Origin of the sequence: Streptomyces sp. NPDC018026, from assembly GCF_044327745.1 — a bacterium.
Taxonomy (GTDB): domain Bacteria; phylum Actinomycetota; class Actinomycetes; order Streptomycetales; family Streptomycetaceae; genus Streptomyces; species Streptomyces rubrogriseus.
Genome location: NZ_JBIRFY010000009.1, coordinates 134349 through 158869, shown reverse-complemented (window position 1 = coordinate 158869; position 24521 = coordinate 134349). Strand labels below are relative to the sequence as shown.

The 24521-nt window shown below is 69.3% G+C and carries 23 protein-coding genes, 1 tRNA gene and 1 pseudogene; 13 read left to right on the top strand and 12 right to left on the bottom strand.

Annotated features, from left to right (window positions below):
- Positions 1-12 precede the first annotated feature (12 nt).
- The 3 genes from ACH4D3_RS26835 to ACH4D3_RS26825 all read right to left on the bottom strand — a co-directional run bounded on the left by ACH4D3_RS26835 (position 13) and on the right by ACH4D3_RS26825 (position 2533).
- Positions 13-663 carry an SCO family protein gene (locus ACH4D3_RS26835; protein WP_398326770.1) on the bottom strand — a complete coding sequence of 217 codons (651 nt, stop codon included), beginning with the start codon at positions 661-663 and terminating at the stop codon, positions 13-15.
- Positions 664-795: 132 nt separating this feature from the next.
- The gene (locus tag ACH4D3_RS26830) at positions 796-1557 is read right to left on the bottom strand and encodes a YcnI family protein (protein ID WP_398326767.1); all 762 of its coding nucleotides are present in this window, start codon (positions 1555-1557) and stop codon (positions 796-798) included.
- Between the two features lie 127 nt (positions 1558-1684).
- Positions 1685-2533, bottom strand: coding sequence for a hypothetical protein (locus ACH4D3_RS26825; protein WP_398326764.1), 849 nt, complete (start codon positions 2531-2533; stop codon positions 1685-1687).
- A gap of 242 nt (positions 2534-2775) precedes the next feature.
- Here ACH4D3_RS26825 and ACH4D3_RS26820 point away from each other — a divergent pair, with 242 nt between their 5' ends.
- Entirely contained in the window at positions 2776-3240 is a 465-nt protein-coding gene (locus tag ACH4D3_RS26820; RefSeq protein ID WP_398326761.1) for an ATP-binding protein, read from the top strand.
- A gap of 85 nt (positions 3241-3325) precedes the next feature.
- Here the strand turns inward: ACH4D3_RS26820 and ACH4D3_RS26815 are convergent, their stop codons facing one another.
- Together ACH4D3_RS26815 and ACH4D3_RS26810 are read right to left on the bottom strand one after the other, a co-directional pair.
- Positions 3326-4801, bottom strand: a complete 1476-nt coding sequence (locus ACH4D3_RS26815; protein ID WP_398326758.1) for an aminopeptidase P family protein — start codon at positions 4799-4801, stop codon at positions 3326-3328.
- Between the two features lie 134 nt (positions 4802-4935).
- A complete protein-coding gene (locus ACH4D3_RS26810) occupies positions 4936-6369 on the bottom strand; it encodes a PP2C family protein-serine/threonine phosphatase (RefSeq protein WP_398326755.1) in 1434 nt (477 codons plus the stop codon).
- A gap of 659 nt (positions 6370-7028) precedes the next feature.
- On the opposite strand from ACH4D3_RS26810, the gene ACH4D3_RS26805 reads away from it, so the two are divergent.
- Positions 7029-7694: a bifunctional DNA primase/polymerase gene (locus tag ACH4D3_RS26805; protein ID WP_398326752.1), complete on the top strand. Its 666-nt coding sequence runs from the start codon at positions 7029-7031 to the stop codon at positions 7692-7694.
- Positions 7695-7749: 55 nt separating this feature from the next.
- Positions 7750-8433: a hypothetical protein gene (locus ACH4D3_RS26800; RefSeq protein WP_398326749.1), complete on the top strand. Its 684-nt coding sequence runs from the start codon at positions 7750-7752 to the stop codon at positions 8431-8433.
- Positions 8434-8678: 245 nt separating this feature from the next.
- Here ACH4D3_RS26800 and ACH4D3_RS26795 read toward each other — a convergent pair whose 3' ends face one another.
- The 3 genes from ACH4D3_RS26795 to ACH4D3_RS26785 form a co-directional block, all read right to left on the bottom strand.
- Positions 8679-9644 carry a DUF5926 family protein gene (locus tag ACH4D3_RS26795; protein ID WP_398326746.1) on the bottom strand — a complete coding sequence of 322 codons (966 nt, stop codon included), beginning with the start codon at positions 9642-9644 and terminating at the stop codon, positions 8679-8681.
- Positions 9645-10030: 386 nt separating this feature from the next.
- Positions 10031-10669: an ATP-binding protein gene (locus ACH4D3_RS26790; RefSeq protein WP_398326743.1), complete on the bottom strand. Its 639-nt coding sequence runs from the start codon at positions 10667-10669 to the stop codon at positions 10031-10033.
- 127 nt (positions 10670-10796) lie between these two features.
- Complete coding sequence (locus ACH4D3_RS26785) at positions 10797-11624, bottom strand: glycerophosphodiester phosphodiesterase (protein ID WP_398326740.1); 828 nt, start codon at positions 11622-11624, stop codon at positions 10797-10799.
- 262 nt (positions 11625-11886) lie between these two features.
- On the opposite strand from ACH4D3_RS26785, the gene ACH4D3_RS26780 reads away from it, so the two are divergent.
- A complete protein-coding gene (locus tag ACH4D3_RS26780) occupies positions 11887-13395 on the top strand; it encodes a S1C family serine protease (protein WP_398326737.1) in 1509 nt (502 codons plus the stop codon).
- Between the two features lie 132 nt (positions 13396-13527).
- On the opposite strand, the gene ACH4D3_RS26775 is transcribed toward ACH4D3_RS26780, so the two are convergent.
- A complete protein-coding gene (locus ACH4D3_RS26775; protein ID WP_398326734.1) occupies positions 13528-14421 on the bottom strand; it encodes an NADP-dependent oxidoreductase in 894 nt (297 codons plus the stop codon).
- A 71-nt stretch (positions 14422-14492) separates the two neighbouring features.
- Here ACH4D3_RS26775 and ACH4D3_RS26770 point away from each other — a divergent pair, with 71 nt between their 5' ends.
- Together ACH4D3_RS26770 and ACH4D3_RS26765 are read left to right on the top strand one after the other, a co-directional pair.
- Positions 14493-15083 (top strand): TetR/AcrR family transcriptional regulator, encoded by a 591-nt coding sequence (locus ACH4D3_RS26770; RefSeq protein ID WP_398326731.1) that lies wholly within the window; start codon positions 14493-14495, stop codon positions 15081-15083.
- Positions 15084-15146: 63 nt separating this feature from the next.
- Positions 15147-15231 (top strand) — tRNA-Ser (locus ACH4D3_RS26765).
- A 155-nt stretch (positions 15232-15386) separates the two neighbouring features.
- On the opposite strand, the gene ACH4D3_RS26760 is transcribed toward ACH4D3_RS26765, so the two are convergent.
- Positions 15387-16145: a GntR family transcriptional regulator gene (locus tag ACH4D3_RS26760; protein WP_398326728.1), complete on the bottom strand. Its 759-nt coding sequence runs from the start codon at positions 16143-16145 to the stop codon at positions 15387-15389.
- Between the two features lie 79 nt (positions 16146-16224).
- Between ACH4D3_RS26760 and ACH4D3_RS26755 the strand changes: the two genes are divergently transcribed.
- From ACH4D3_RS26755 to ACH4D3_RS26740, 4 genes and pseudogenes are all read left to right on the top strand, one after another.
- Entirely contained in the window at positions 16225-16506 is a 282-nt protein-coding gene (locus ACH4D3_RS26755; RefSeq protein WP_398326726.1) for a hypothetical protein, read from the top strand.
- A gap of 520 nt (positions 16507-17026) precedes the next feature.
- Positions 17027-17251: pseudogene (locus ACH4D3_RS26750) on the top strand (hypothetical protein).
- A gap of 8 nt (positions 17252-17259) precedes the next feature.
- Positions 17260-17991, top strand: a complete 732-nt coding sequence (locus ACH4D3_RS26745) for a GntR family transcriptional regulator (protein ID WP_398326723.1) — start codon at positions 17260-17262, stop codon at positions 17989-17991.
- Entirely contained in the window at positions 17988-18287 is a 300-nt protein-coding gene (locus tag ACH4D3_RS26740) for a hypothetical protein (protein ID WP_398326720.1), read from the top strand. The genes ACH4D3_RS26745 and ACH4D3_RS26740 overlap by 4 nt, the downstream gene beginning before the upstream one ends.
- A 393-nt stretch (positions 18288-18680) precedes the next feature.
- Here ACH4D3_RS26740 and ACH4D3_RS26735 read toward each other — a convergent pair whose 3' ends face one another.
- Positions 18681-19037 carry a hypothetical protein gene (locus tag ACH4D3_RS26735; RefSeq protein WP_398326717.1) on the bottom strand — a complete coding sequence of 119 codons (357 nt, stop codon included), beginning with the start codon at positions 19035-19037 and terminating at the stop codon, positions 18681-18683.
- 284 nt (positions 19038-19321) lie between these two features.
- On the opposite strand from ACH4D3_RS26735, the gene ACH4D3_RS26730 reads away from it, so the two are divergent.
- Together ACH4D3_RS26730 and ACH4D3_RS26725 are read left to right on the top strand one after the other, a co-directional pair.
- Complete coding sequence (locus ACH4D3_RS26730) at positions 19322-20014, top strand: hypothetical protein (protein WP_398326714.1); 693 nt, start codon at positions 19322-19324, stop codon at positions 20012-20014.
- Between the two features lie 472 nt (positions 20015-20486).
- Positions 20487-22709 carry a restriction endonuclease gene (locus tag ACH4D3_RS26725; protein ID WP_398326711.1) on the top strand — a complete coding sequence of 741 codons (2223 nt, stop codon included), beginning with the start codon at positions 20487-20489 and terminating at the stop codon, positions 22707-22709.
- Between the two features lie 156 nt (positions 22710-22865).
- Here the strand turns inward: ACH4D3_RS26725 and ACH4D3_RS26720 are convergent, their stop codons facing one another.
- Positions 22866-23333: a MarR family winged helix-turn-helix transcriptional regulator gene (locus tag ACH4D3_RS26720; protein ID WP_398326708.1), complete on the bottom strand. Its 468-nt coding sequence runs from the start codon at positions 23331-23333 to the stop codon at positions 22866-22868.
- A 248-nt stretch (positions 23334-23581) separates the two neighbouring features.
- On the opposite strand from ACH4D3_RS26720, the gene ACH4D3_RS26715 reads away from it, so the two are divergent.
- Positions 23582-24349: a transposase gene (locus ACH4D3_RS26715; RefSeq protein WP_398326704.1), complete on the top strand. Its 768-nt coding sequence runs from the start codon at positions 23582-23584 to the stop codon at positions 24347-24349.
- Positions 24350-24521 lie beyond the last annotated feature (172 nt).

The window sequence follows — 24521 nt, the reverse complement described above, 5'->3', positions numbered from 1 at the left end:
CTGCGGGCCGCCTCACGGGTTCTCCCCCTTGATGAGCTTGGGGAGGTCCTTGGTGTAGTCGTCGACCGTGGCGTCCTCGCCGTACAGGACGTAGCCCGCGTCGGACTTCGGGGAGAAGGCGACGACCTGGGTGCCGTGGGTCGAGACGATCTTGCCGTCCTTGTCCTTGGTCGGCGGGTCGATCGAGATGCCGAGCGTGCGGGCGCCGGCCTGGATGGTGTCGAATTCGCCGGTGAGGCCGACGATCTGCGGGTCGATGCCCTTGAGCCACTTGCCGAGCGCGGCCGGGGTGTCGCGTTCCGGGTCGGTGCTGACGAACACGACGCGGAGCTTGTCCTGCTCCGCCTGGGAGAGCTGCTTCTTGGCCACGGCGATGTTGTTCATGGTCAGCGGGCAGACGTCGGGGCAGTGGGTGTAGCCGAAGTAGATCAGGGTGGGCTTGCCGGCGGTCTGCTCGCGGAGGTCGTACTTCTTGCCCTGGGTGTCGGTGAGGACCAGGTCGGGCTTCTCGAAGGGCTTGTCGAGGACGGTGGCGGCCTGCTGGCTGTTGTCCTCGGAGACCACGGTCACGGGCTTGTCGCTGTCGGTGCCGCTGCCGCAGGCGGACAGCGTCAGGCAGGCGGCGGCGAGCAGGGCGGCCGTGGCGAACGTCTTCTTGCGCATAGAAAAATGTCCCAGATGTGAGGTGCTCCGGTGCGCGCCGGGGCCCGTCGGAGGACCGACGGACGGTGTCCGGCGCGCACCGGACGAGATGATGCGCCGGCGAGGTCACGCCGACGCACCGGCACGGCGCTGTTACGCCGCCGCGCCGGAGTTGCGCCGACGGCCGGCCAGCACGCCGTACGCGACGCCCGCGGCACCGACGACGATGCCGACGATGCCGAGGACCCGGGCGGTGGTGTCACTGCCGTCCCCGGAGCCGGAGTCCGACGACGCGGTGTCGGCGGCGGTGTTCTGTGCGTCCGCCCCGGTGTCGTCGGCCTTGGCGTCCGAGGCACCCGACGCGCCGTGGGCGTCGTCCTCGGCGGCGGACAGCTGGAGCACGGGAGCCGGGCTCTCGGGCTCGTCCTGGCCCTCCTGCGGCACCTCGATCCAGCGCACGACCTCCTTGTTGGAGTACGTCTGGATCGCCTTGAACACCAGTTGGTCGGCGTCCTCGGGCAGCGCGCCGATGGAGACCGGGAACTTCTGGAAGTAGCCCGGCTGGACACCCTCGCCGTCGGCGGTCCAGGTCACCTTGGTGACGACCTCGGTGATCTGCTTGCCGTGCGACTCCAGCGGCTTGGCCGGCTTGGCCCTGGTGACCTCGGCCTTCCAGCCGGGGACCGGCTGCGGCATGACGGACGCCAGCGGGTGGTCGGTGGGGAAGTTGACCTCCAGCTTGGTGGTGGAGGCGTTGTCGCGCTCGTTGGGGACCTTGAAGTCGACGACCGCGTAGCCGCCCTTGGCCGCCGGGCCCTCCGGCTGCACGCTGACGTGCGCGAAGGCGGGGGCGGACAGGGCGAGGACGGCGATGCCGGACACGGCGCCGGCGGCGGCGATACGGGAAGCCTTCATGGACGGAGTACTCCGCTTCGTGGGGACACCGGTACTGGTCCGGTGCCGAGTGACGGGAGGAATGCGCGCACGCGCGCGTGCCGCACGACGGCGGCCCCTCCCGGAGCGGGACGGCGGTCGCGTCGTGTCAGGCGGCGAGGGCGAACGCGTCACTCGGCGGGCCGCGCCTGATGACGGTGTGCTGGAGCGCGGTGGTGCGGGGCCGGGGCGGCACCCACTGGCCGGGGCGCGGCGGACGCGGACCCGTACCGGGGGCGCCGGCCAGCCCGGCGTGCAGGGCGCGCACCAGGGAGAGCGCCGCGCGCAAGGCGCGTACGAAGGCCGCTTCGGCCATGGACTGGGCCGAGTGCGCCGACAGTTCGACGAGCCGGGCCACGGCCAGGTCCCCGCGCCGCAGCAGCCAGCCGGCGGCCAGGGCCGCGAGGACGTGGCCGAGCAGCATCGGCAGGGACGGCAGCAGCGAGGCGGAGGCACTCGCGGTGGACACGGCGTCGGCGGAATGGTGCGCCGCGCCGGTGGGGGCGTCCGGCGCGAGCCGCGCGTCGGTGAGGATCCGCTGGGCCTGGGTCGGGCTGATCGCCGCCGCGGTGGTCCCGCAGACCAGCCGTGCGGCCTGCTGGACCAGGGAGGCGTCGGACAGCGCGCCCGCCCCGCCGCCGGACCCGGTGGCCGCACCGGCGGCCGTGGCCGCGGCGGTGCCGTGCTGGCCCAGGCCGAACAGGGTGTGCAGCGCGGTCTGTCCGACGGTGAGCAGCACCGCGATGCCGGGCAGCGAGCGCCGGCGGCCGGTGAGCGGCACGGCGACCAGGACCACCCCGAGGAACCCCGCGCCCAGCGACCACGGCGGAACGGTGGCGCAGGAGGCGAGGGTGTGCCCCGCCGCGGCCAGCACGACGCAGACCGCGGCGAACACCGCGGCCCGCAGGATCCGGAGATCGTTCCCGGAGCGCGCCGTTGGCGGGTGGGGGGCAGTCATGGCGGGCTCATCATCGCACTCACGGCCCGCACGCCGTACGGCAGGTCCACAAGGTGCCGTACGACCGGAACGCGGGGACAGGCGCGGAAGGTCACGTTCTGTTCCGTCGCCGCCCCGCATACACCGGTCGGCGGCGGCGACGCATCCGCCAGATGAGCGGTGTCACGGGTGCGCCGCGCTTACGCCACGCCGTGAGGGGCAATACGTATCGGTATGTCGAGCCGCGGCCGGGAGGCTGGAGCATGAGCATCTGGTGGTCACTCCATTTGCGGCGCGAGGCTGCGAGCGTGCCCCTGGCCCGCCGCCTGCTGATCGGCACCATGGAGACCGCGGGCGTGGACCCGGACATCTCCTTCGACCTCTCCGTCGCCCTGAGCGAGGCCTGCGCGAACGCCGTCGAGCACGGCGGGGACGACGGGTCCGGCGGCCCTGGTGAGGCGTACCGGGTCACGGCCTATCTGGACGGCGAGCGGTGCCGGATCGAGGTCGCCGACACGGGCCCCGGTTTTCCCGCCCCCGCCCCGGGCGGGCCGCACGGCGTGAGTCGCCCGGTGTCCCCGGAGGCGGAGAGCGGCCGCGGCCTGTGCCTCATCCGGGAGCTCGCCGACCACGTCCACATCGGCAGCGCCCCGGGGCGGGCCGGTGCCGTCGTGAGCTTCGACAAGGTCCTCAAGTGGCGCGAGAACGCCCCGCTGGTCGCGGTGTGACGGCAGGGCCCGGACACGCCGACGGCCGGGCACCCACGCGGATGCCCGGCCGTCGTACGGCGGGTGCGGTCAGACGGTCGGACGGTCAGCCCTTCAGCGCGGCCATCCACTCCTCGACCTCGTCCGACCGGCGCGGCAGCCCGGCGGACAGGTTCCGGTTGCCGTCGGCGGTGACGAGGATGTCGTCCTCGATGCGCACGCCGATGCCCCGGTACTCCTCGGGCACGGTCAGGTCGTCGGCCTGGAAGTACAGGCCCGGCTCGACGGTGAGCACCATGCCGGGCTCCAGCGTGCCGTCGACGTAGGACTCGACGCGCGCGGCGGCGCAGTCGTGGACGTCCATGCCGAGCATGTGGCCGGTGCCGTGCAGCGTCCAGCGGCGCTGCAGGCCCAGCTCGAGGACGCGCTCGACGGGGCCCTCGACCAGGCCCCACTCGACCAGCCGCTCGGCCAGCACGCGCTGGGACGCGTCGTGGAAGTCGCGGTACTTGGCGCCCGGCCGCACCGCCGCGATGCCGGCCTCCTGGGCGTCGTACACGGCGTCGTAGATCTTCTTCTGCAGCTCGCTGTACGTGCCGTTGACCGGCAGCGTGCGCGTCACGTCGGCGGTGTAGTACGTGTGGGTCTCCACGCCCGCGTCGAGCAGCAGCAGGTCGCCGGAGCGGACCGGGCCGTCGTTGCGGACCCAGTGCAGGGTGCAGGCGTGCGGGCCCGCGGCGCAGATGGAGCCGTAGCCGACGTCGTTGCCCTCCACGCGCGCGCGGAGGAAGAAGGTCCCTTCGATGTAGCGCTCGCTGGTCGCCTCGGCCCTGTCGAGGACCTTCACGACGTCCTCGAAGCCGCGCACGGTCGAGTCGACGGCCTTCTGCAGCTCACCGATCTCGAACTCGTCCTTGACCAGGCGGGCCTCGGACAGGAAGACGCGCAGCTCGTCGTCGCGCTCGGCGGTGACCTTGTCCGTCAGGGCCGCCTCGATCCCGGCGTCGAAGCCGCGCACGACGCGCACGGGGCCGGTGGCCTCGCGCAGGCTGCCGGCCAGCTCCCGGACGTCGGAGGCGGGGATGCCGTACAGCTCTGCGGCCTCGGCCAGGGAGTGGCGGCGGCCGACCCACAGCTCGCCCTGCCCGTCCAGCCAGAACTCGCCGTTCTCCCGGTCCGAGCGCGGCAGCAGGTAGATCGTCGCGGTGTGGCCGTCGCCGCGGGGCTCCAGGACCAGGACGCCGTCCTCGGTCTGGTTGCCGGTCAGGTACGCGTACTCGACCGAGGCGCGGAAGGAGTACTCCGTGTCGTTGGAGCGGGTCTTCAGGTTGCCCGCGGGGATCACCAGGCGCTCGCCGGGGAAGCGGGCGGACAGGGCGGCGCGGCGGGCGGCGGTCTCGGCGGCCTGGGCGATCGGCTCCAGGCCGTGCAGCTCCGTGTCGGCCCAGCCGGACTTCATGTTCTCGGCCAGCTCGTCGGACACGCCCGGGTACAGGCCGTTCTTGCGCTGCTTGATGGGCTCCTCGGTCTCCTCCGGGGTCTCCGGGATCTCCGGATTCTCCGGTGTGAGCTCCTCCGCCACGGTCATCCTCCTCGATACGGCACTGGACCACCCCCCATCGTACGGTCGTACGGAAGGGGGCCCAGGGCCGAAGGGCCTGTTACGCCCCGTGCACTACCGTCCGTTATGCGTGGCATGCGGGGCGTCAGTGTCCGCTATTCGAACCTGACGGCCAGCAGGACGACGTCCTCCTCGGAGTCCGCCTCCGCCTTCCCGTCGGGCAGCACCGTGCGCAGCACGTGCTCGACGACCGCGTCCGGGTCCTGCCGGGCGGCCCGGGGGACGCCGGCCGCCGCGGCGTGCAGCCGGGCGAAGGCGCGGTCGGCCGGGTCGCCGGTGCGGTGCAGCAGCCCGTCGGTGTAGAGCAGAACCGTCTCTCCGGGTTCGGCCTGGAGCTCCACGCTGGGCGCCTCCCAGCAGGCGAGCATGCCGAGCGGCGCGGAGAGGGAGGTCTCGACGAACTCGGTGCGCCGCTCCCCGATCAGCAGGGGCGGGCTGTGCCCGGCGCCGGCCAGGGTGATCCGGCGCAGCGCGGGCTCGCAGTAGCCGAACAGTGCGGTGGCCGAGCGGGCGGGCTCGGTGAGCCGCAGCAGCAGCTCCAGGTCGGACAGGACGGCGACCGGGTCCTCGCCCTCCATCACGGCGTACGCCCGCAGCGAGGCGCGCAGCCGGCCCATCGCCGCGACCGCGCTGGGCCCCGACCCGGTGACGGACCCGACGGAGAGGCCGAGCGCCGCGTCCGGCAGCGGCAGCGCGTCGTACCAGTCGCCTCCGCCGAGCGGACCGGTGCGGTGCCGGGCGGCGAGCTGCACGCCGGGCACCCGGGGCAGCCGGGAGGGCAGCAGTTCCTCGGCCATCGTCGCCATGGCCGTGCGGGTGCGCTCGACCTCCAGGAGCTGCGCCAGGTGCGGGGTGGCGTACCGGACGTACAGGCCGGCCAGGTGGCGCTGCCGTTCTCCCGGTTCGGCGGGCTCGTCGTAGAGCCAGACGGCGGCGCCGAGGCGCGGGGTGCCCTCGGCGGAGAGGGGGAGCGCGTAGCTGGCGGCGTAGCCGAGGCGGGCGGCGACCTCGCGGTGGCGGGGGTCGAGGGTCTTCTCGGCGAGCAGGTCGGGTTCGACGATGCCGTCCTCGTCGAGGGGCGGGCCGTCCAGAATCCGCCCGTGGGGCAGGGCACTTCGGGGCACCGTCTCGATGTGGCCGAGATCGGCGCGGGCGAGTCCGAGGCCGACGGTGGTGTCGGGGCCGAGTCCGTCGGCCGGTTCCAGCACGAGGAGCCCGCGCCGGGCGCCGACCAGGGCGGCTCCGGCGCGCAGCACTTCCTGGAGGCCGTCGGCGAGGGTGCCCGTGCGGACCAGCCGTTCGGTCAGTTCGTGCAGGGTCGTGAGGTCCGAGACCCAGCCGGCGAGCCGGTCCTGGAGCAGGGCGCCGGGGGCACAAGGGGTGCCCGAGGCGTCCGTGGCGGCTGCGGCGTCCGCCGTGCGGGACTCGGCCGCCGGGGAGGTGCCCGCGGTGGCGGGCGCGACAGTGTGTGCGGGGGGCGGAACCGTTGAATCGATTCCGGCCACTTTCGCAGGGTGCGGGGCGTTCATGGCGTCCGGCCTCCCGACCGGCGCTTACTGCTCAAAAGCATCGCAAACCCCCATGTCATTCTGCGCCGCCAGCAGTGTCTCCACATGTACACGCACTCGTAAGGGGATGTCCAGCATTGTCCTGCCGGGATTCCTGGTGTCCATGAGGTGTTGGCGGCCTCCTTCTCGACCCCTTGCGGAAAAGCGAAATTGGCTTGAAACTGCCCCAGAGGACGCCTTGTTGCGGTCGACTGGGGGTGCTTCACGGAGCGTCACAGCGGTCGTGATGGGTACGTACTCGGAGAAGGCCGGGGGTGGTTGGGGGCCACCTGGAACCCGGCGACGGACCCGGGCGTCCTATCCACCGACGACCGTGCCCCATCCTCCCGTGGCGGAGGCGGAGAGAAATACGCGCGACGGCAAAACGCCAGACTTCGCCACCCCCGCGCCATGCCCTTGCTCTTGCCAGAGGCAGTGGCCGGTACCGTCACGGACGAAGTCAGTGCTCGACCGTGCTCGACCCACAGGGGTTTCCCTTGCCCTTGGCGGAGGCGTTCCTCGTGGGAACGCCCCTCGGCAGGGGTGTGATGCGCCACCAGCAACGCACAGCGAAGTGATCGACACATGGTGTGAAGTGACCACGGTGTTGCCAGGCGTGCAACGGAAAGGAACGAGCGCTCATGCGCGAGATCCTCGGAAGGCGACGCAGGCTCCTGTCCCAGCACGACGACGGGCAGCCTGAGCTGATCGGCGCGGCCCTGACCTACGCGACACAATGGCAGTGGCCCGTACTCCCGGGCGCCGCGGCGGACCCGCGGTCGCGGTCGCGCTGCGGCTGCCCCGACCCCGAGTGCACGGTGCCGGGCGCTCATCCCTTCGACCCCGGTCTCCTCGCGGCGACCACCGACGCGCGCATGGTGCGCTGGTGGTGGGGCAACCGGCCGACCGCGCCGATCGTCCTGGCCACCGGGGGCAGCGCCCCGTGTGCCGTCTCGCTGCCCGCCCTGCCGGCCGCCCACGCCCTCGCCGCTCTCGACCGCGCCGGGCTGCGGCTCGGCCCGGTCGTCGCCTCGCCCACCCGCTGGGCGCTGCTGGTCAGGCCGTACTCCATGGAGCAGTTGGGGGAGCTGCTCTACGCCAAGGACTTCGTCCCCGGCTCCCTGCGCTTCCACGGCGAGGGCGGCTACCTCGCGCTGCCCCCGTCCGAGACCGGCACCGGTACCGTCCGCTGGGAGCGGGCGCCGCTGCCCGGGTCCGCCTCGCCCTGGGTGCCCGACGTGGAGGCCGTGGTGGACGCGGTGGTCGACGCCCTCACTCGTACGGGTGTGAGCGCGCCCGAGTTGTAGGGGTGTCCGGCGCGCGCCGGGTCCGCGCCCGCCCTCGGTCGTTATCGTCCGCCCCATGCCGCTTCATGCAGGGGAGCACCGCGCCGTCGGACCGCAGCGAGCCGTCGGACCGCACCGCGCCGGAAAGCGCCGCGGCGGGCCGGACCGACGGCGGATCCGTCTGTACGGGCTCGCGGGGATCGTGGCGTGTGCGGTCGTACTGCCGTTCGCGGTGGCGTCCGCCGGGCCTCCGGGCGACGACACGGACGGGAAGGCCGCGGTGACGCTCCCGCTCCTCGCCCGGGGCGGTGACGGCAAGGCGTCCGCGGTCCCGGCCACCGAGGGGGCGGCCCCCACCCGTCCGCCGCTGCCACCCGGTCCCGCGCTGGCCGCGCGCTGCGGCCCCGAACTCACCTCCCCCGCGGGCGTCGAGGCGCAGACCTGTGTCCTGGCCCGGGGTGCGCAGACCTGGGCGCGGACCTACTACCGCAACGCCACCGGGCGCCCGCTCGAGGCCGTACTGAGCCTCATGGCGCCGGACGGGCGCAGCGTGCGGACGCGCTGTGCGGTCGGCGCGGAGGACGCGCCGGGCACCTGCGAGACGCCGCCCCGAAACACCAGTGGCGCGGGCCGCGGCGGGCTGGCGGGGCACTCCGCGGTCGCGGAGTTCGCGCACCGGGCCGGGTACGGGCCGCTCCTGCTGCGTGCCGGGAGCGGTGCGGAGGGTGAGGGCAATCGCCCTGCGGAAACGGGGAGTTGACCGGCGACTGCGGTACGTGTGCGACCGGGGGCATGGAAAGACCCGGTTGCTGGCGACGGGGGATGCACCAGCAACCGGGCTACTGAAACGGTAACAAGAGATCGGCGGTTAGCAAATTCGATCTCCTGTTTTCCGGTCACCGACTGGCCTGTCTCCACCGGGAGTTATGACCGGCGTCACCGGTCCACGGACCGCCGCTCCGGCTGACCGGTCGGTCAGCCGGGGGCGGGCGGTGCGGCTGTGCGTCAGCTGAGCGTGACCTGTCGGTTGGTCAGTCCGCCGCGTGCCCGGCGCTCGTCGTGCGTGAGCGGAGCGTCCGTGGCCAGCGCCTCGGCGAGCCGCTCGGCGAACTCCGCGGCCGGCTTCTCGATGTCCTGCGCGGTGACCTCGCTCGGCAGGTCCCACACCGGCACGGTAAGGCCGTGGGCGCGGAAGGAGCCGACGAGGCGGGTGCCCTCGCCGAGGGACGACCGCCCCGCCGCGTGCAGCCGGGCCAGAGCGTCCAGAAGCCGCTCCTCCTCGTGCGGCATGACCCAGCGCAGGTGGTTCTTGTCCGGGGTCTCGCACCAGTAGGCGGCGTCGACCCCTTGCAGCCGGACGGTCGGGATGGCCGCGGCGTTGGCCCGCTCCAGGGAGGCGGTGACGTCCGGCGTGGCGTTCTCCGGGTCCGGCACCCAGAACTCGAAGCCCGAGTGCACCTCGGGCTCGAATGCGCCCTCGGGCGCGAGCAGGTCCTGCAGCCGCGGACCGTCGGCCGGCGCGCGGCGACCCTGCACCGGGGTGCCGGGGCCCGCGGTCAGAGCACGCGCGAGGGTGTCGGCGAGGTCGCGGCTGATGTCGCCGGACGCCGTGTCGTTCTGCAGGCCGAGCAGGACCGAGCCGTCGTCGCGGCGCAGGGCCGGCCAGGCCATCGGCAGCACCGTGGCCAGCGTGACGGAGGGGACGCCCCCGGGCAGCCCGTTCCGCAGGGTCAGCTCGACCGTGGCCGCCGGCACCAGCTCCCGCAGCGCCACCCAGTCGCACTCACCGGCCAGCCCTTCGAACGGGCGCTGCACCAGCGCGGTCGTGGCCTGCGCGGCGGTCCGGCCGTGACAGGCCTTGTACCGGCGGCCGCTGCCGCAGGGGCAGGGCTCACGGGCACCGACGACCGGGACCTCGGCATCGTCGAGCTGGGGCCGCTTGGCCTTGGTCTGGGGTCGCTTCTTGGCCATCGTGGGTGTCTCCCGGTTACGGCTCTACTCGTACGGGCGCGAGCCTAGCCGTTCCCACACCGGCCCACGGGACCCTGTGGACGACGGGTCGCCTGTGGACAACTCGCCCCGCCCCGCACGGAACGCGGGCGGCCGCCGGGCCGGCCCGGGGCGTCGAACGGCGGGTTCGCTCAGGCTCCTGGGCAGCCCGTCACCCTTGGTCGTCGTATGGCGGGTCGTCTTCGGCCGGCGAACGGCGGGTGGGCCCACCGGCCGTCGGGAGGCGGGTTGTCCCCAGCCGTCCCGGTCGGGAGGTGGGTCGTCCGAGGTCGTCCCGTCGGGAGGTGGGTCGTCCCAGGCCGTCCCGTCGGGAGGCGGGCCACCAGGCCGTCCCGTCGGGAGGCCGTTCATCCCAGGTCGTCGAAGGCGTCGGCGAAGTCCAGGCCGGGGATCTGCGACACCGCCGGTGCCGAGATGCGGGCGGCGAAGTCGTCGCGCCGGTGACCTGCGTCGGGGTCGTGCACGTCGTCGTGGACGACGACCCAGACCGTGACCTCCCCGCGGGCGTCGTCCCGTACGCCCCAGTCGTCGGCGAGCGCCGTGATGATGTTCAGCCCCCGGCCGCCGTGCGCGGTGACCGACGGGGTCGCCGGAGCCGGGCGGGTCGGGCCGCCGCCGTCCGTGACCTCCACGAGGAGCCGCCCGTCCGCGTCCACCTGCCACGCGGCCCGGACGTCGCCGTCCCCGGCCAGGGCGTCGCCCAGCGGGCGGCCGTGCTTGCACGCATTGCTCAGCAGTTCGGAAAGGACCAGTACGGCGTCGTCGATGACCGATTCCGCCACGCCACCACTGCGCAACTGATCACGCATACGGTGTCTCGCTTCCCCCACGCCCGCAGGGCCATGGGGCACGGCCATGCTCGACGACGTGGGCACTTCCTGTGCCACCACCAACGCCACCCCCGAGACCTCCTTCGCCCCACGCCACGGTGTGGATGCCCCATCGCCCTGAGCCGGAAACCGGCCGAACCCCGCACGGTGACGCATTCGACACGGTCGAACACGTACCGAACGCGCCGGAGCACTCCCCGTAGTCGCCTGGCTGGATTTGATCGGTGTGGCCGAGACCAGAGATTGGGGCAGCCGGGCCGTCGGGTCAAGAGCCGCGGACGAATCAGCGGCCGAGGTGGTCCAGGACCGCGCGCGGCCGGTTGGTGATGATGGCGTCCACGCCCAGGTCGGAGCAGAGATCCACGTCGGCGGTCTCGTTCACCGTCCACACGTGCACCTGGTGACCGGCCCGCTTCAGGCGCTCGATGTAGGCGGGGTGATTGCGCACGATCCGCATCGAGGGGCCCGCGATCCGGACACCCGCGGGCAGCCGCCCGTCGCGCAGCCGGGGTGAGACGAACTGCATCAGATAGACCGTCGGCAGCGTCGGCGACGCGGCCCGCACCCGGTGCAGCGACCGCGCCGAGAAGCTCATCACCCGCACCGGGGAGTCCTCGGCCGAGTCCGGGGCGTCGAGTCCGAACCGCTTCAGGAGCAGCAGCAGCCGCTCCTCCACCTGCCCCGCCCAGCGGGTCGGGTGCTTGGTCTCGACGGCCAGCTCCACGCGCCGCCCCGCGTCGGCGACCAGTTGCAGCAGTCGCTCCAAGGTCAGGACGGAGGTCTCCTCCCGGTCCTCGGGCCGGTGCTCCCAGTCGGGCTGCTCGTCGCGGCTGCGCCAGAACTCCCGCGTCCGGCGGGCGCCGAAGTCCAGGGCGGCGAGGTCGGCGAGCTCCAGCGCGGACACCGCGCCGCGGCCGTTCGACGTACGGTTGACGCGCCAGTCGTGGACGCAGACGAGGTGGCCGTCGGCGGTGAGGCGCACATCGCACTCCAGGGCGTCCGCCCCGTCCTCGATCGCCTTCCGGTACGCGGCCAGCGTGTGCTCGGGCGCCTCCTCGGAGGCACCGCGGTGGGCGACGACCTGAATCCGGTGCTGTCGTGCGTGGGTCACCGCGTCATGGTGCCACCGCGGGCGGGTAGACGTGCCATCGGCGGAAACGGCAACGTGTCCGTTTAGTCTTGGATGACCTTTGTAAAGGACGGTCGGGGACCCACAGCAACCGCTTATGGTGCTCTGACGGCCCGTGGGAAAAGCTGATGGCATACAAAATCACCAGCACATCCGCATCGCGCCGGACCGTGGAGCAGCGCGTGAGCGTGGCTGAGCGCGACCAGGGTGAGCGACCAACAGCCGTGGAACGAGGAGAGAAGCTGTGAGCACCGAGAACGAGGGCACCGCGGTACCCCCCGCCCCGTCCGCACCTCCCGTGCCGGTGGATGCTCCCGCTGCCTCCGCCCAGCCCCCCGCGCCGCACGCCCCGCACCAGCCCCCCGCCGCCACACCCGAGGCCCCGGCGGCTCCCCCCGCCCAGGCCCCGGACCCGGCGCCCCACGGCTCCACGGCTCCCGACGCCTCATGGCCCCCGCCCCAGCCGCCCGGCACCCCGGCGCAGCCTGCCGGCACCCCGGCGCCGACCCCGACGTACGGCGCGGGCGGAGACAACGGCTTCGGCGAAGGCCCCGGTGAAGGGGCCGGCGGCGGAGCGGGCGGCTGGGGTGCCGGCGGCTGGGGCTCCTCGTACCAGCAGCCCGCACCGAAGCCGGGCCGCGGACGCGGCGGTGTGCTCGCCGGTGTCCTGATCGCCGCGCTGGTGGCGGGCGGTCTGGGCGGCGGCCTCGGCTACACCCTGGCCAAGAACAACGACGAGGACGGCTCCACGACGGTCTCCGCCTCCGACACCGGCGGCTCCGTCAAGCGCGACGCGGGCACCGTCGCCGGCGTGGCCGCCAAGGCGCTGCCCAGCACGGTCACCATCCAGGCCGAGGGAAACAACGGCGAGGGCGGCACCGGCACCGGCTTCGTCTTCGACAAGGAAGGCCACATCGTCACCAACAACCACGTGGTGGCGGAGGCGGTCGACGGCGGCAAGCTCAGCGCGACCTTCCCCAACGGCAAGAAGTACGAGGCCGAGGTGGTCGGCCACGCCCAGGGCTACGACGTCGCCGTCATCAAACTGGAGAACGCCCCCTCCGACCTGAACCCGCTCCCCCTCGGCGACTCCGACAAGGTGGCCGTCGGCGACTCGACGATCGCCATCGGCGCCCCCTTCGGCCTGTCCAACACGGTGACGACGGGCATCATCAGCGCCAAGAACCGTCCCGTGGCCTCCAGCGACGGCAGCGCGGACAGCAAGGCGTCGTACATGAGCGCCCTGCAGACCGACGCGTCGATCAACCCGGGCAACTCCGGCGGCCCGCTGCTGGACGCGCAGGGCAACGTCATCGGCATCAACTCCGCGATCCAGTCGACCGGCAACGGCGGCTTCGGCACCGGCCAGGCAGGCTCCATCGGCCTGGGCTTCGCGATCCCGGTCAACCAGGCGAAGTTCGTCGCCCAGCAGCTGATCAAGAGCGGCAAGCCGGTCTACGCGAAGATCGGTGCCTCCGTCTCCCTGGAGGAGACGACGAACGGCGCCAAGCTCACCGAGCAGGGCGTGGGCGGCTCCGACCCGGTCGAGAAGGGCGGCCCCGCCGACGACGCGGGCCTCAAGCCCGGTGACATCATCACCAAGCTCGACGACCGGGTGATCGACAGCGGTCCGACCCTGATCGGCGAGATCTGGACCCACAAGCCCGGCGACGAGGTCACCGTCACCTACGAGCGCGGCGGCAAGCAGCACACCGCCGAGGTCACCCTGGGTTCGAAGCTCGGCGACGACTGACGCCGCTTTCCGCACAGCACGATCATCCACTCCGCCACCGGGGCCGCGCCTCCGGTGGCGAAGTGCGTTCAGTGAGGCGGCAGTCGGCAGGCGGCCGGGGCCGCGGGACCGGACACCGCGCTCCGGGCAGGCTCAGATGACAATGACCCGGCGCCCACGGGTATGACCGGCCTGGCTGTCGACGTGCGCCGCGGCGGCCTCGGCGAGCGCGTACGACTTCTCGACCGGGATGTGGAGCCTCCCGCGCGAGATCAAATCGACGGCCTCGGCGAGCGCCGCCGGCACGCTACCGGCCACACCGGAGAACCGGACGCCGAACTCGGGCGCCCCGAGATCGGCGATGCTGACGACCCGCTCCGGACTCCCGGTCAGCTCGACCAGTTCGCGGATCACCCCCGACCCGGCCAGGTCGAGAGCGGCGTCGACATCGCCGAGCGCCCGCACCCGCTCGACCCAGCCCGCGCCGTACGTCGTGGCGACGGCACCGAGGCCGCGCAGGTACTCCTGGTTGGCGGCACCGGCCGTACCGATCACCCTGACGCCGCGCTCGCGGGCGATCTGCAGCACCGCGGACCCGACTCCCCCCGAAGCCCCGCTGACCAGCAGCGTCTGCCCGGGCCGGACACCGACCTCCCGAAGGACGCGCAGCGCCGTCTCCACCACGGAGGGGTACCCGGCCGCCTCTTCGAAGGCCAGCCCCTCCGGCATCCGCGCCCAGGCCCCGAGCACGGCGAACTCGGCGTAGGTGTCGGCGCCCTCCCCGAACACCCGGTCCCCGACCTCGACCCCGGTGACCCCCTCGCCGACCTCGTCGACGACACCGGCGGCGTCCAGCCCGACTCCGGAGGGCAACTCGATCGGATGGGCCCCCAGCACCTGCCCTTCCCTGACCCGCCAGTCGACGGGATTCACGCCCGCCGCCCGCACGGCGATGCGTATCCGGCCAGGCCCCGCGTGGGGCTCCTCGGCGTCGACCAGCTGCAGGACGTCCGGACCGCCGAACTCGGCGAAGCTCACTTTCCTCATGCCGCCGAACGTAGCACTAACGGATAGCTTTTCATAACGGTTTTGATTTCCTACCTGCTAGCCTGCGCGTCATGACCGTGCAGCAGTCGGGCCGCCGTGAGCGCAAGAAGGCCGCGACCCGCCAGAAGATCGCCGACACCGCGCTGCGGCTCTTCCTGGAACGCGGGTACGACGCGGTGGGCATCCGTGACGTGGCCGCCGAGGCCGACGTGGCCGTCACCACGCTCTTCTCCCACTTCGCCTCGAAGGAGGCCCTGGTCTTCGAGCAGGACGAGGACTTCGAGCACCGCCTCACGCGAGCGGTCACCGACCGGGCCCCGCACGAGCCGCTGATCCCCGCTCTGCGCCGCGAGATCCTGGCCCTGGTCCGGCACTGCACCGCGGACGACGCGGCCCCGATCTGGCGCATGATCGACGCGTCCCCCGCCCTGCGGAAGTACGACGAGTCGGTCCGCCTGCGCCACGCGGAAGCCCTGGCCACGGCCATCGCCGCCGACGCAGCCCTCACCCGGAGCGAAACCGCCGCCCGCACCCTCGCGCGGTTCGTGATCGACGCCTACTCACTGTCCCGCGAGGCCCCCGATCCCGAGGCCGCCCTCGACGAGATCTTCCCGATGATCGAGGCCGCCTGGGCAGCGGCCCGCCCTCCACACCCCACGTGACCCCCGCCCGCCGGACGGGGCCGGTAGGCTGTACCCGCTCCGCCCCGGGCGGGACGGCGCGCGGGTGGGTTGCCCGAGCGGCCTAAGGGAACGGTCTTGAAAACCGTCGTGGCGCAAGTCACCGTGGGTTCAAATCCCACACCCACCGCGGTGTTTGACGGCCCCTGACCAGGCGTTACGGTCGGGGGCCGTCGCCGTGCGCGCTACCCGCCGAGCACTGCGGTTCCCCGCGATTTCCCGACCGATCGGGCACGGAAGGGACACGGCTGGGGCATGCCGTGAGGGGCCTTGCAGCCTGGTCGCCTACGCCCGGCTGATCGGAATCTCGTACACGATCTCGCAGTGCGCGGCGGGCACCACGATGTCCGCCGTCTCGACCGGCCGTCCTTGGTCGCTGTAGTACGTCCGTCGGATGTGCGTGACGAGCGCGGCCTTCTGAATCCCGAGGAGTGACGCCTCCTCGGCGGTCGCCTGCCTGGGCTCGGGCTGCTCCACGGCGTGGCTGACGGTGATCCCGATGGCGGCCATCCGATTCACGACGCCTGCCCCGGCGTGCGGCCCTCCCTCGGGGAGCACGACGAGAGTGCCGGCGGTGAGGTCGTACGGCTCCCAACTGGTCGACAGCTGCACGGGCCTGCCGTCGGCGAGGAACTCGTACGCGGTCCGGACACACAGCTCGCCCTCGGCTATACCGAGCCGGGCGGCGATCTCCACCGGGGCCGGCACCTTGGCGTCGGTCCTGCTCTCCCAGTCGCCCTGCCTGCCGACGGCCTTCATGTCCGCCCGGAACGGCGACCCTTCGGGCTGCTCGCGCGCGGACGACCGCACGACGCGCACGCGTTGCCGGGGCTCGGCGACGTAGGTGCCCGAACCGGCACGGCCCTCCAGCACGCCTTGGGAGATCAGCAGCTCCTGCGCCCTGCGGACGACGTTCTCGCCTACGCCGCACTCCTGGCCGATCTGCGCGCGGGAGGGAAGCCGGTCCCCCGGTTCCCACACATGCTCCGCGATCCGCCGCCGTAGCTCGTCGGCGATGCGGAGATAGGGCGGCTGCTCAGGCATATGGAAAATCTAGTCCACTAGCTCTGATCTAGTTAACTAGCTTCACTCAAAGTGATCGTCGAGTGACGGAGGCTTCCCTGTGCCCGCTTCGCGAATGAGCGCGGAGGCCATCGCCGCCCGGTTATCGGCGGTCGGACTCACCACGCGTGTGGAGGAGCGCGACCGGTGCACGTCGTCGGTCGAGGCGGAGGTACCGCAATCGCTCTCCGTCGAGTCATGGCGGGAGGTCCTGGAAGTCGTGGCGGAGGCCGATCGATTCGGGCTCCACGCCACCAGCTTGAACGGCCGCACCCTTTGGGCGGTCGTACGCAAAGCGGCCCCCACGACGGGCGATGTCGGGGGACCGAGCCATCAGCGATAGGAGCTGAGCAGCGTGCTCAACCGTATCCGCCGTGCCCTCTCGCTCACCAGAGCGCGGCACTTCCCCAAGGGCAGGCACCGCCGAGCCTTAACGCCGTCCCGAACGGCCGCGGCGCCCCCTCCCGTGATCGCCGTAGAACCGCCGGCCCTCCCGGAATGGATGCCGGACACCACTGACCGCCTTCACCTGCTCCTGGGCGAGGACAACGCACTCGTCCGCCCGTACGTGGCCTGGGAACGGCAGCGTGCACGCCAGCGCTCAGTGGTCGTGGTTCCGCGACTGACGGCTGAGGCGTTCTCGGCCCTGGCAGGTGTTCGCTGATGCCTCCACGTCAACACCTCCACGTTTCGGAAGCCGCTGCTGCTGCCTACCGGTCGACTGCATGCCGGGTTGGCACTCACGCAGCCTGCGCGGAAGCGTCGCCCTCTCCGGCGCCGGTCGACCTGCCGGTGATCTACGAGACGTGCGCCTGCCCCTGCCACCCCGCGCCGGACCACTCCACGCGACCGGCGGTGAAGCGGTGAGCGGCTGGGCCCCTGGGGGTGCGTTGGCATCCAACGTCGAGATCACGGCGGCCACCGTTCTACGGGGCGACATCGTCCAAGTTGGTGGTCGGGCTTGCCGGGTGAGCGACCTCTTCTAGCTACCCCAGGGCGCGAAACAACTCCCGTTCGAGTCGGGGGAGCTGCTGACCATAAACCGGCAGACCCGGCTCTTCGCCGTGCGGATGACGAGAAGGCGGTGACACAGTCCATGACGTCTCGCCGCCTCGTCGTCGCCGACGACCTGAGACGCCAGATCACAACCGGCCGCATCGGACCCGGTGAACGGCTCCCGTCTGAGTCCGCCCTGGCCGACCGGTACAAGGTCAGCACGGCCACACTGCGGAGCGCCCTCGCAGTACTCCAGGGAGAAGGCCTCGTCGAGAAGATCCACAGCAAGGGCAACTTCGTCCGCCGCCCGCTACGCAAGATCACGTACGTCGGTGGATGGGGCACGCTGGATCCTCGGACTGCCGCAGACGTGGACCTGCGCGTGACAGTCCGCACTACGGCACTGCCCGCGCGGGGCCACCTGACAGCGCTTCTGAAGGTGGACGACGGAAGCCCACTGACCGAATTCCTCCGCCTCAGCTACGAGGGAGAGTCCCCACACAGCCTGGCCCGCGTCTACGTACCGCGAGACCTGACACCGACCACGGCGCTCAGCGACCGGCCCTCAAGTGCGTGGGCGGAAGCCAGCTTCTCTGTGCCGGACCCGCCGCCGGCCGAGGTGCACGAGACGGTGTCCGCCCGTCTCCCAACGCCGGATGAGGCGTCGACCCTGCGGATCAACACAGCCTTGGCCGTCCTCGCGATCACCCGCGTTGCGGCAGACAACACCGGGCGAATCGTTGAAGCGGCTCTGCTGGTGTTCCCTGGGAATTGTGTCGACGCCGTCTTCAGCACCCACCACGTGCTCGAAGAAAGGCAGGCGCACAGATGACGCCGCACAACGAACTGCGACTCCTCCCATGGTCGGGCCCGGACGGCAAGCCCTGCTACCTGAGCACCGGTGACAGCGGCGGCTACATGTCCCGCCTGGCGGCCAACATCGAAGCGATACAGCTCGGGACGGCAACCGATCTTCTGGAGCGGGCCGCGCGAGTCCTCGGCGACCAGGACGCCGGCCGCGATGACCTGCGCCTCATGCTGACCGAAGTGACCCGAGCCCTACGAGACGTGGTCCGCGTGGCAACCAGCCGCGGTCACCTCCTGGCGGTGCGCGAACTCCAGTCTTAAAGGACACGGTCAAGGCGGCGTCCCTGAGGGGGCCCTCCTTCCAGTGCTCAGAAGCCCGTCTACTGATCACCGGCTCCGCTGACCAGCGGGACTGAAGAAGCCCACGGCTCTGACCAGTTCAGATGCCGTGGGCTTCTGCCGTTGCCGGTCAGTGTCGGGTGACCGTGGACGGCCGGGACGGCCCAGGATCCGCCCTCGGCTTCCACTAGCCAAAGGACACGACCTCTTCGTCCCGAAGCAACTTAGGGCGCCCGCTGTCCTTGAGCTGCTCTGCTTGTCACCTGCGCTGATGGTCCACTGATGTCCAAGGGTGTTCACGGTTGTGTGTCGTCGTTGTCATGCAGTCAGACACGCACTGGTTTCGGTGGATTCGCTCTTGAGAGAGTGATGCAGTCACTGACGATCGGGGACGGCGGAGAACAGTGGCTGGGCACCCGTTGTATTGGCCTTCACGCGGCCCGCCTCGACAAGTTCCCACATGCCGAGACCGACAGCGTCATCGTCCACGTCGAAGCCCTGCTCAGTCAGCCACCTGGCCAACCGGTCAACGGTCTTAGCTCGGTGCTGTCCGCCTTGGAGGTAGGAGAGGGCCGCCGCCTGCCAGCTCGGCGAGCTGCCGCCCCTCGGAATGCCAGTGTCCGCTGGGGCGATCGTCTCAGCCAGGTGCAACAAGGCCGCGATGATGCCCCGGGTATCACTGCTACGTGTCGTCTCATACGCCTCAATCGCCTCAGCGCGGAAGTCTGTCACGATTCCCCCAAATCCTCGGTGGCCGACCTCGAAGGTTAGGACCAGTGCCCGGGGAGATCTAGAGCGCCTATGCCTCTTGATCCGTAGCTCATCGTCAGCCGGCCGTGCCCGCTCCGATCAGCCGTCACGACCCGCCGGGCACATCGTAGGGATGTCGCCGATTGTGGCTGCCGACAGACTTCTCAACGGAACCCCGTGACGGCCTGCACACATACGGCTGTGCCGTCTTCGCCCGTGGGCCGGTTACGCTGACGGGCTCAACGAGTACCGGGGGCGGGGCAGCGATGACACTCGGACAGGTAGGGCCCGCACAGAGCGAGTACCTGTACCACTTCACCGGGCGCAACGGTGACCGGCCCGTCTGGGTGCCTGAAGACATACGAGACGCAAGTCCGCAGGAGCGCCTGGACGTCATCCTTCGGGAAGAGCGGTTCCGGGCCTTCGCGCCGTTCGGTGCGGAAGCCGCTGGCGCCGGGGCCAGCGGCGTACCCTGCCTGTGTTTCTCCGAGTGCCCCTTCGAGCACCTCGATCACCTGATTCGGACAGGACGCTTCGAGCCGTGGGGCGTGGTCACGACACGGGAGAAGGTGCATAGGCGGGGCGGCGGGGCGGTGGCATACGTGCCGAGCGATGTTCACGAGGCTTTCGTCAAGGCCAAGTTGGGCCATTGGGCCGTCCGGACCGAGAAGGACTCGTCTTGGCTTCACGAGCGAGAGTGGAGGTTGCCCCTGCCGGCCGGGAGCCACGCTGTCGGCAGTGTCCAGGCGATCATCGTCGCGAATGCCGAATGGCGGCCGTCGAGAGTGGGAACGGGCAGGTGGATAGACGGCGTCACCGGCCTGGAAGAGCCCGGCCCGGTGTCTCCCCACGCGATCGAGTGTGACGACTATCCGCGGCTCTGGCGCGAATCGGCAGTGTGGGTCTGGAACGCGGAGGCCAAGAACGTCACGAGATACGAGCCGGGTGAACTGTGCTGACGTGAGCAGAGTCCCGAAGTAACTTTGGTGAGGCCTCTGCCTTGGGACTGGTGGGCCTCTCACCTGCGCTGATGGTCCGCAGACGTCCGCCGTTATCGTTGGCGTTGTGACGCAATAGACACTCACCCGATGCACGGATCAGTGCACCTCAGCTCAGTTCTCCGGGCTTGGGCATGGTGGTACCAGTGTCGCAGATCGACTTGGGTGACCTGGGGGTGTCGCTCGCTACGACTGTCGGTAGTGGTCGTCAGCGGTCGCCATGGGAGCGGCCTCGGACGGCCCAGAGACGGCCCAGCGGAGATCGCTGGCGGGCTGCCCGCTTCTCTCGAGCGGGTCCCGTGGCACCAGAACGCCCCCGATGCTGCCGTCGGCAGAGCCTGACAAGTTGAGTGAGTCTATTCCCCCACTCGAAGCGGTAGTGAAGGACTACGATCTTCCTTCGCGGCGTGGGACACCTTGGGGGTGGTGAGGCGTGGACTTGCTTGATCTGGCAAAACTGTCTGACCTGGATTTCGAAGGTTTATGCAAAGACATGCTTGAACGCCTACTTGGCGTGAGGCTAGAAATATTTTCTAGCGGCCCAGATGGCGGCATCGACCTCCGATACTACGCCCCGAACCAGACAATCATCATCCAATGCAAGCACTGGATGAAAAGTGGACGCGCCAGACTTATTGCACACCTGTTTGACAGCGAACTCCCCAAGCTGGATCGCATGCACCCAAAGCCGATGCGTTACATCTTGGCAACCTCGGTCGAAATGACACCAGCCGCTAAGGAAAAGATCCTTGACGGATTTCGACCCTACATTCAAAGCACCGGGGATATTTACGGACTAGCTGAGATCACGTCGTTTTTGCAGAACAATCCCGAAGTAGTCCGCAAGAACATGAGGCTATGGCTTAACGACGCCACGATCCTTGAGGCCATGATCTCAAAAAATGTGATCCAGCGCTCACTTCATCTTGCCGACGACATCAAAGAGACGTTGCGTACGTACGTACCGAGTGCCAATCTACACAAGGCAATGAACCTTGTGGAGAAGAATCACGTGCTTTTGGTGTCAGGGCCACCGGGTGTAGGCAAGACGACATTGGGTCAGGTAATTTGCGCCCAATACGCGGATCGCGGATTTGATGTCGTCGAAGTGTCCGAAAACGTGGAAGACGTCTACCGAGTCTGGCACGACGGGGAGCCGCAGATTTTCATCTACGATGACTTTCTCGGCCAGACTTCACTGGACGACAAGTTGCATAAGAATGAAGACAGTAGACTTCTATCATTGATTCGGCGAATCCGTAGGGACTCGACTAAAAGGTTCGTCTGCACAACACGTGAATACGTTCTTCAGCAGGCGAAACAAAGGTACGAGCGCATGGATCGAGGAGATCTCGACCCTCTCACGTTCACAGTCGACATAGACGTTCTCGGACGGGAAGAGAGGGCCCAGATACTCTACAATCATGTCTACTGGTCGGAATGGCCGGCGTCCGCAAAACGGCATTTCTCTCATCCGGACGTCTATCGTCCGATCGTTAGGCATAGGAACTTTAATCCACGGGCCATCGCAGACCTCCTCTCTACCCCATTCGAGCCCGAGCTGGGCGAACCCGGTACTCAAGTCGTAGCAGCCCTTGACGATCCCATGGGGTTGTGGAGGCACGTGTTTGATCACCAGTTGAAGGAGAGCGACAGAGATACCCTTCGCCTTCTCTTCACCTTCGGCGGAAAGGTCGACCTTTCAGTCCTAGGGAAAGCCTATCTAGGGTTCACCAATCGCGGCTTGTCCCATTTCAAAGCAAGTTTGAAGATCATCAATGGCACGCTCGTCCGAGTATTCGACGAGGGACTCCGCAGTTACGTGGAATTCATTAACCCCTCCGTGAACGACTTTATGTTGATGAAGTTCTCGGAAGAGAGCGACCTGATCGTGAGGGTGCTGGAAAATCCCTTCTCTTTCGACCAGATAGCGCTTCTCTACTCCTACCATGATGCACCAATTGATGCGGAGATGCCCGCTCGGTTGAACCTCATCCCTTTCCAGGGGGAAGTAGAGAAAGCAGCTATGGCGACATTGGAGCGTGATGCGACTACTAAGCGCTCCAGGGCAGGCAGGGCGGCGGTCTGCCTGGGCATCGCGGGGTCAATGTACGTCCCGAGCGTCGAGAATTGGGCAGTTCTAAGAATGAAACAGCCAGGATTCGTCTATGGGGGGTCAACTGACGACATAACTGCATTGATTCGAATCACGCACGGATCCACGAATCGCAGGATCAGACAGCTTCATGATTCCGTGAGACTGGAAGGGCTCACTTCCCTGTTCAACAGGGATCGAGGTGACTACGGCCTGTTCATAGCAGCTAGCCATGCCCTGGATCTTGCGGAATTCGTGGACGATGGGATTCGAGAGGCCCTGTGTCAACAAGCCGATGAAATGTTTGAAGGACTGTTGGAGCAATACTCTCGTGATCCTGACGACGTGGATTCGAATATGGTCGATAGCGGCCTTGACTACATACTGCGGTATGGCGAGCTTTGGCAACACAAGTGGCCGAGCGCGGCAACCTTGCTGGAAGGTTGGTTCCCAGACGAGGCGCAGAGCTTCGAAGGGAGCGAAGAAGAGTCTGATGTAGATCCAGAGTATGTTGACGGCGATGCTTATCTGACTATGAATTCCCTCCGTTTTCTGGAGTGATGGGTCGATGCGGTAGTTAACCGACAGGTCGGCGGAGCGGCTTTGGACTGCAGCTGCTTTGGCGCGAGTAATCATGGCCCATTACGCTAAGGCTTGTCCCGCAAAGCTCGGTTTGGGCATGCGGCCCGGGGCGCTTTGCCCCGGGCTTGCGGTCCATCAGACGACCTTCCCACCCGCATTCCTGATCAGCCGCTGAAGCACCTTCACCGTGGTGACATAGTCCGCGTCGTCGATGCCCTCGTGGAGGGCGGCTCGGATCGCGGGGGCGTTGCGGGCCAGGTCGACACGGGCCTGTTCCCCTTCCGGTGTGAGCCACAGCCGGTCCTCGGTGTCCTGGGTCAGCCAGCCGCGTTCAAGGAGGCCCTCAGCCTCCGCCGCCAAGTCGTCCCCGGGACGGATGTAGGAGGCCATGGCCTCCCTCAGCTCAGGCAGGGTCATTCCCTCGCCATTGGACGAGATGTCGTTCACCGATAGGTTGCGCAGCAGCCAGAACTGGGGCTGGGTGTAGCCCTTTTCGGCCTGCTGGGCCCGGGTGTAGGCGATGAGAGCCTCGTATGCGACACCGGTCCAGTACGCGGCGGGCTGTCCGGCGAGTTCGGTGTCGGAGATCTGCTGGGTCGTCATGGGGTGTCCCCTCCGGGTGCTTCAGTGTGGAGCCCGCACACCGTGCAGTTCATGGGGAGACCGTAGAACCTCAAGCGCGGTTGAGGGCAAGCAAGTGATCTTCCGGACGACTGTGGGTGCGGGAAAGAGGGACCTACCTCTTTCCCGCAGCTGAGGGGTACTTCAGGCGTTGACTCCCGTCATGGACCGATCATGGGGTCGCCAGAGGCTTTCCTGTAACACTTGGTCGCAGGTGGGATGATCTTGCGATGGCTGGTGTGATCACGGCGTCGGACCCGTCCTGGATAGCCCCGTTTGCCGGGCTGAGCTCGCGCTGCTTCGGCAAGTTGGTGACTATCGTGCGCCGCAAAGTCGTGGCCGACGGACCCCGCGGCCGACCGTGGAGCCTGCCGCTGGAGGACCGGATCCTGCTGGTGGTTGTGTACTGGCGCACGAACTTGACGATGCGCCAGATCGCCCCGCTGTTCGGTGTCTCCAAGTCGGCGGCGGACCGGATCATCGACCACCTCGGACCGCTACTGGCACTCCAGCCAAGGAAGCGGTTCCGCGAGGACACCGTTCTCATCGTCGACGGCACCCTTGTGCCCACCCGCGACCACACGATCGCCGAGCAATCGAAGAACTACCGCTACTCAACGGCCCATCAGGTGGTTATCGACGCCGACACCCGCCTGGTCGTCGTGGTCGGCCGACCCCTGCCGGGCAACCGGCACGACTCCCGCGGCTGGGAGGAATCCGGTGCCAAGACCGCCGTCGGCAAGACAATGACCATCGCCGACGGCGGCTACCAGGGCACCGGGCTGGTCACCCCGCACCGCCGCCGCATAGGCGAAGAACTCCCGGATTGGAAAAGGGAGCACAACCGCTCGCACAAGCAGGTGAGGGCCCGAGTCGAGCACACCTTCGCCCGCATGAAGGACTGGAAGATCCTGCGCGACTGCCGCCTCAAAGGCGACGGCGTCCACCACGCCATCCTCGGCATCGCCCGCCTGCACAACCTCGCCCTCGCCGGATAGCCCAACGGGCGGCACCGCCGCCGGCCTTGCCCTTACCAGGCCCAAGATCAGTTACGGGACAAGCCTTAGCCCGCGAATCGGGCAGGTTTGTGGACCTGCCCGTTGGTGCCCGATTTGGGCCATGATCTTCGAGGCTCGCGCTGCCTAAATCGGCGCCACGACGGTGCTCTAA

Bases quoted from the DNA above. Each gene is read 5' to 3' on its own strand.
- ACH4D3_RS26825 (WP_398326764.1), bottom strand. From the start codon at position 2,533: ATGACTGCCCCCCACCCGCCAACGGCGCGCTCCGGGAACGATCTCCGG.
- ACH4D3_RS26835 (WP_398326770.1), bottom strand. From the start codon at position 663: ATGCGCAAGAAGACGTTCGCCACGGCCGCCCTGCTCGCCGCCGCCTGC.
- ACH4D3_RS26720 (WP_398326708.1), bottom strand. From the start codon at position 23,333: ATGACGACCCAGCAGATCTCCGACACCGAACTCGCCGGACAGCCCGCC.
- ACH4D3_RS26800 (WP_398326749.1), top strand. From the start codon at position 7,750: ATGCCGCTTCATGCAGGGGAGCACCGCGCCGTCGGACCGCAGCGAGCC.
- ACH4D3_RS26790 (WP_398326743.1), bottom strand. From the start codon at position 10,669: ATGCGTCACCGTGCGGGGTTCGGCCGGTTTCCGGCTCAGGGCGATGGG.
- ACH4D3_RS26830 (WP_398326767.1), bottom strand. From the start codon at position 1,557: ATGAAGGCTTCCCGTATCGCCGCCGCCGGCGCCGTGTCCGGCATCGCC.
- ACH4D3_RS26775 (WP_398326734.1), bottom strand. From the start codon at position 14,421: ATGAGGAAAGTGAGCTTCGCCGAGTTCGGCGGTCCGGACGTCCTGCAG.
- ACH4D3_RS26795 (WP_398326746.1), bottom strand. From the start codon at position 9,644: ATGGCCAAGAAGCGACCCCAGACCAAGGCCAAGCGGCCCCAGCTCGAC.
- ACH4D3_RS26770 (WP_398326731.1), top strand. From the start codon at position 14,493: ATGACCGTGCAGCAGTCGGGCCGCCGTGAGCGCAAGAAGGCCGCGACC.
- ACH4D3_RS26805 (WP_398326752.1), top strand. From the start codon at position 7,029: ATGCGCGAGATCCTCGGAAGGCGACGCAGGCTCCTGTCCCAGCACGAC.
- ACH4D3_RS26730 (WP_398326714.1), top strand. From the start codon at position 19,322: ATGACACTCGGACAGGTAGGGCCCGCACAGAGCGAGTACCTGTACCAC.
- ACH4D3_RS26745 (WP_398326723.1), top strand. From the start codon at position 17,260: ATGACGTCTCGCCGCCTCGTCGTCGCCGACGACCTGAGACGCCAGATC.
- ACH4D3_RS26715 (WP_398326704.1), top strand. From the start codon at position 23,582: ATGGCTGGTGTGATCACGGCGTCGGACCCGTCCTGGATAGCCCCGTTT.
- ACH4D3_RS26760 (WP_398326728.1), bottom strand. From the start codon at position 16,145: ATGCCTGAGCAGCCGCCCTATCTCCGCATCGCCGACGAGCTACGGCGG.
- ACH4D3_RS26740 (WP_398326720.1), top strand. From the start codon at position 17,988: ATGACGCCGCACAACGAACTGCGACTCCTCCCATGGTCGGGCCCGGAC.
- ACH4D3_RS26810 (WP_398326755.1), bottom strand. From the start codon at position 6,369: ATGAACGCCCCGCACCCTGCGAAAGTGGCCGGAATCGATTCAACGGTT.
- ACH4D3_RS26820 (WP_398326761.1), top strand. From the start codon at position 2,776: ATGAGCATCTGGTGGTCACTCCATTTGCGGCGCGAGGCTGCGAGCGTG.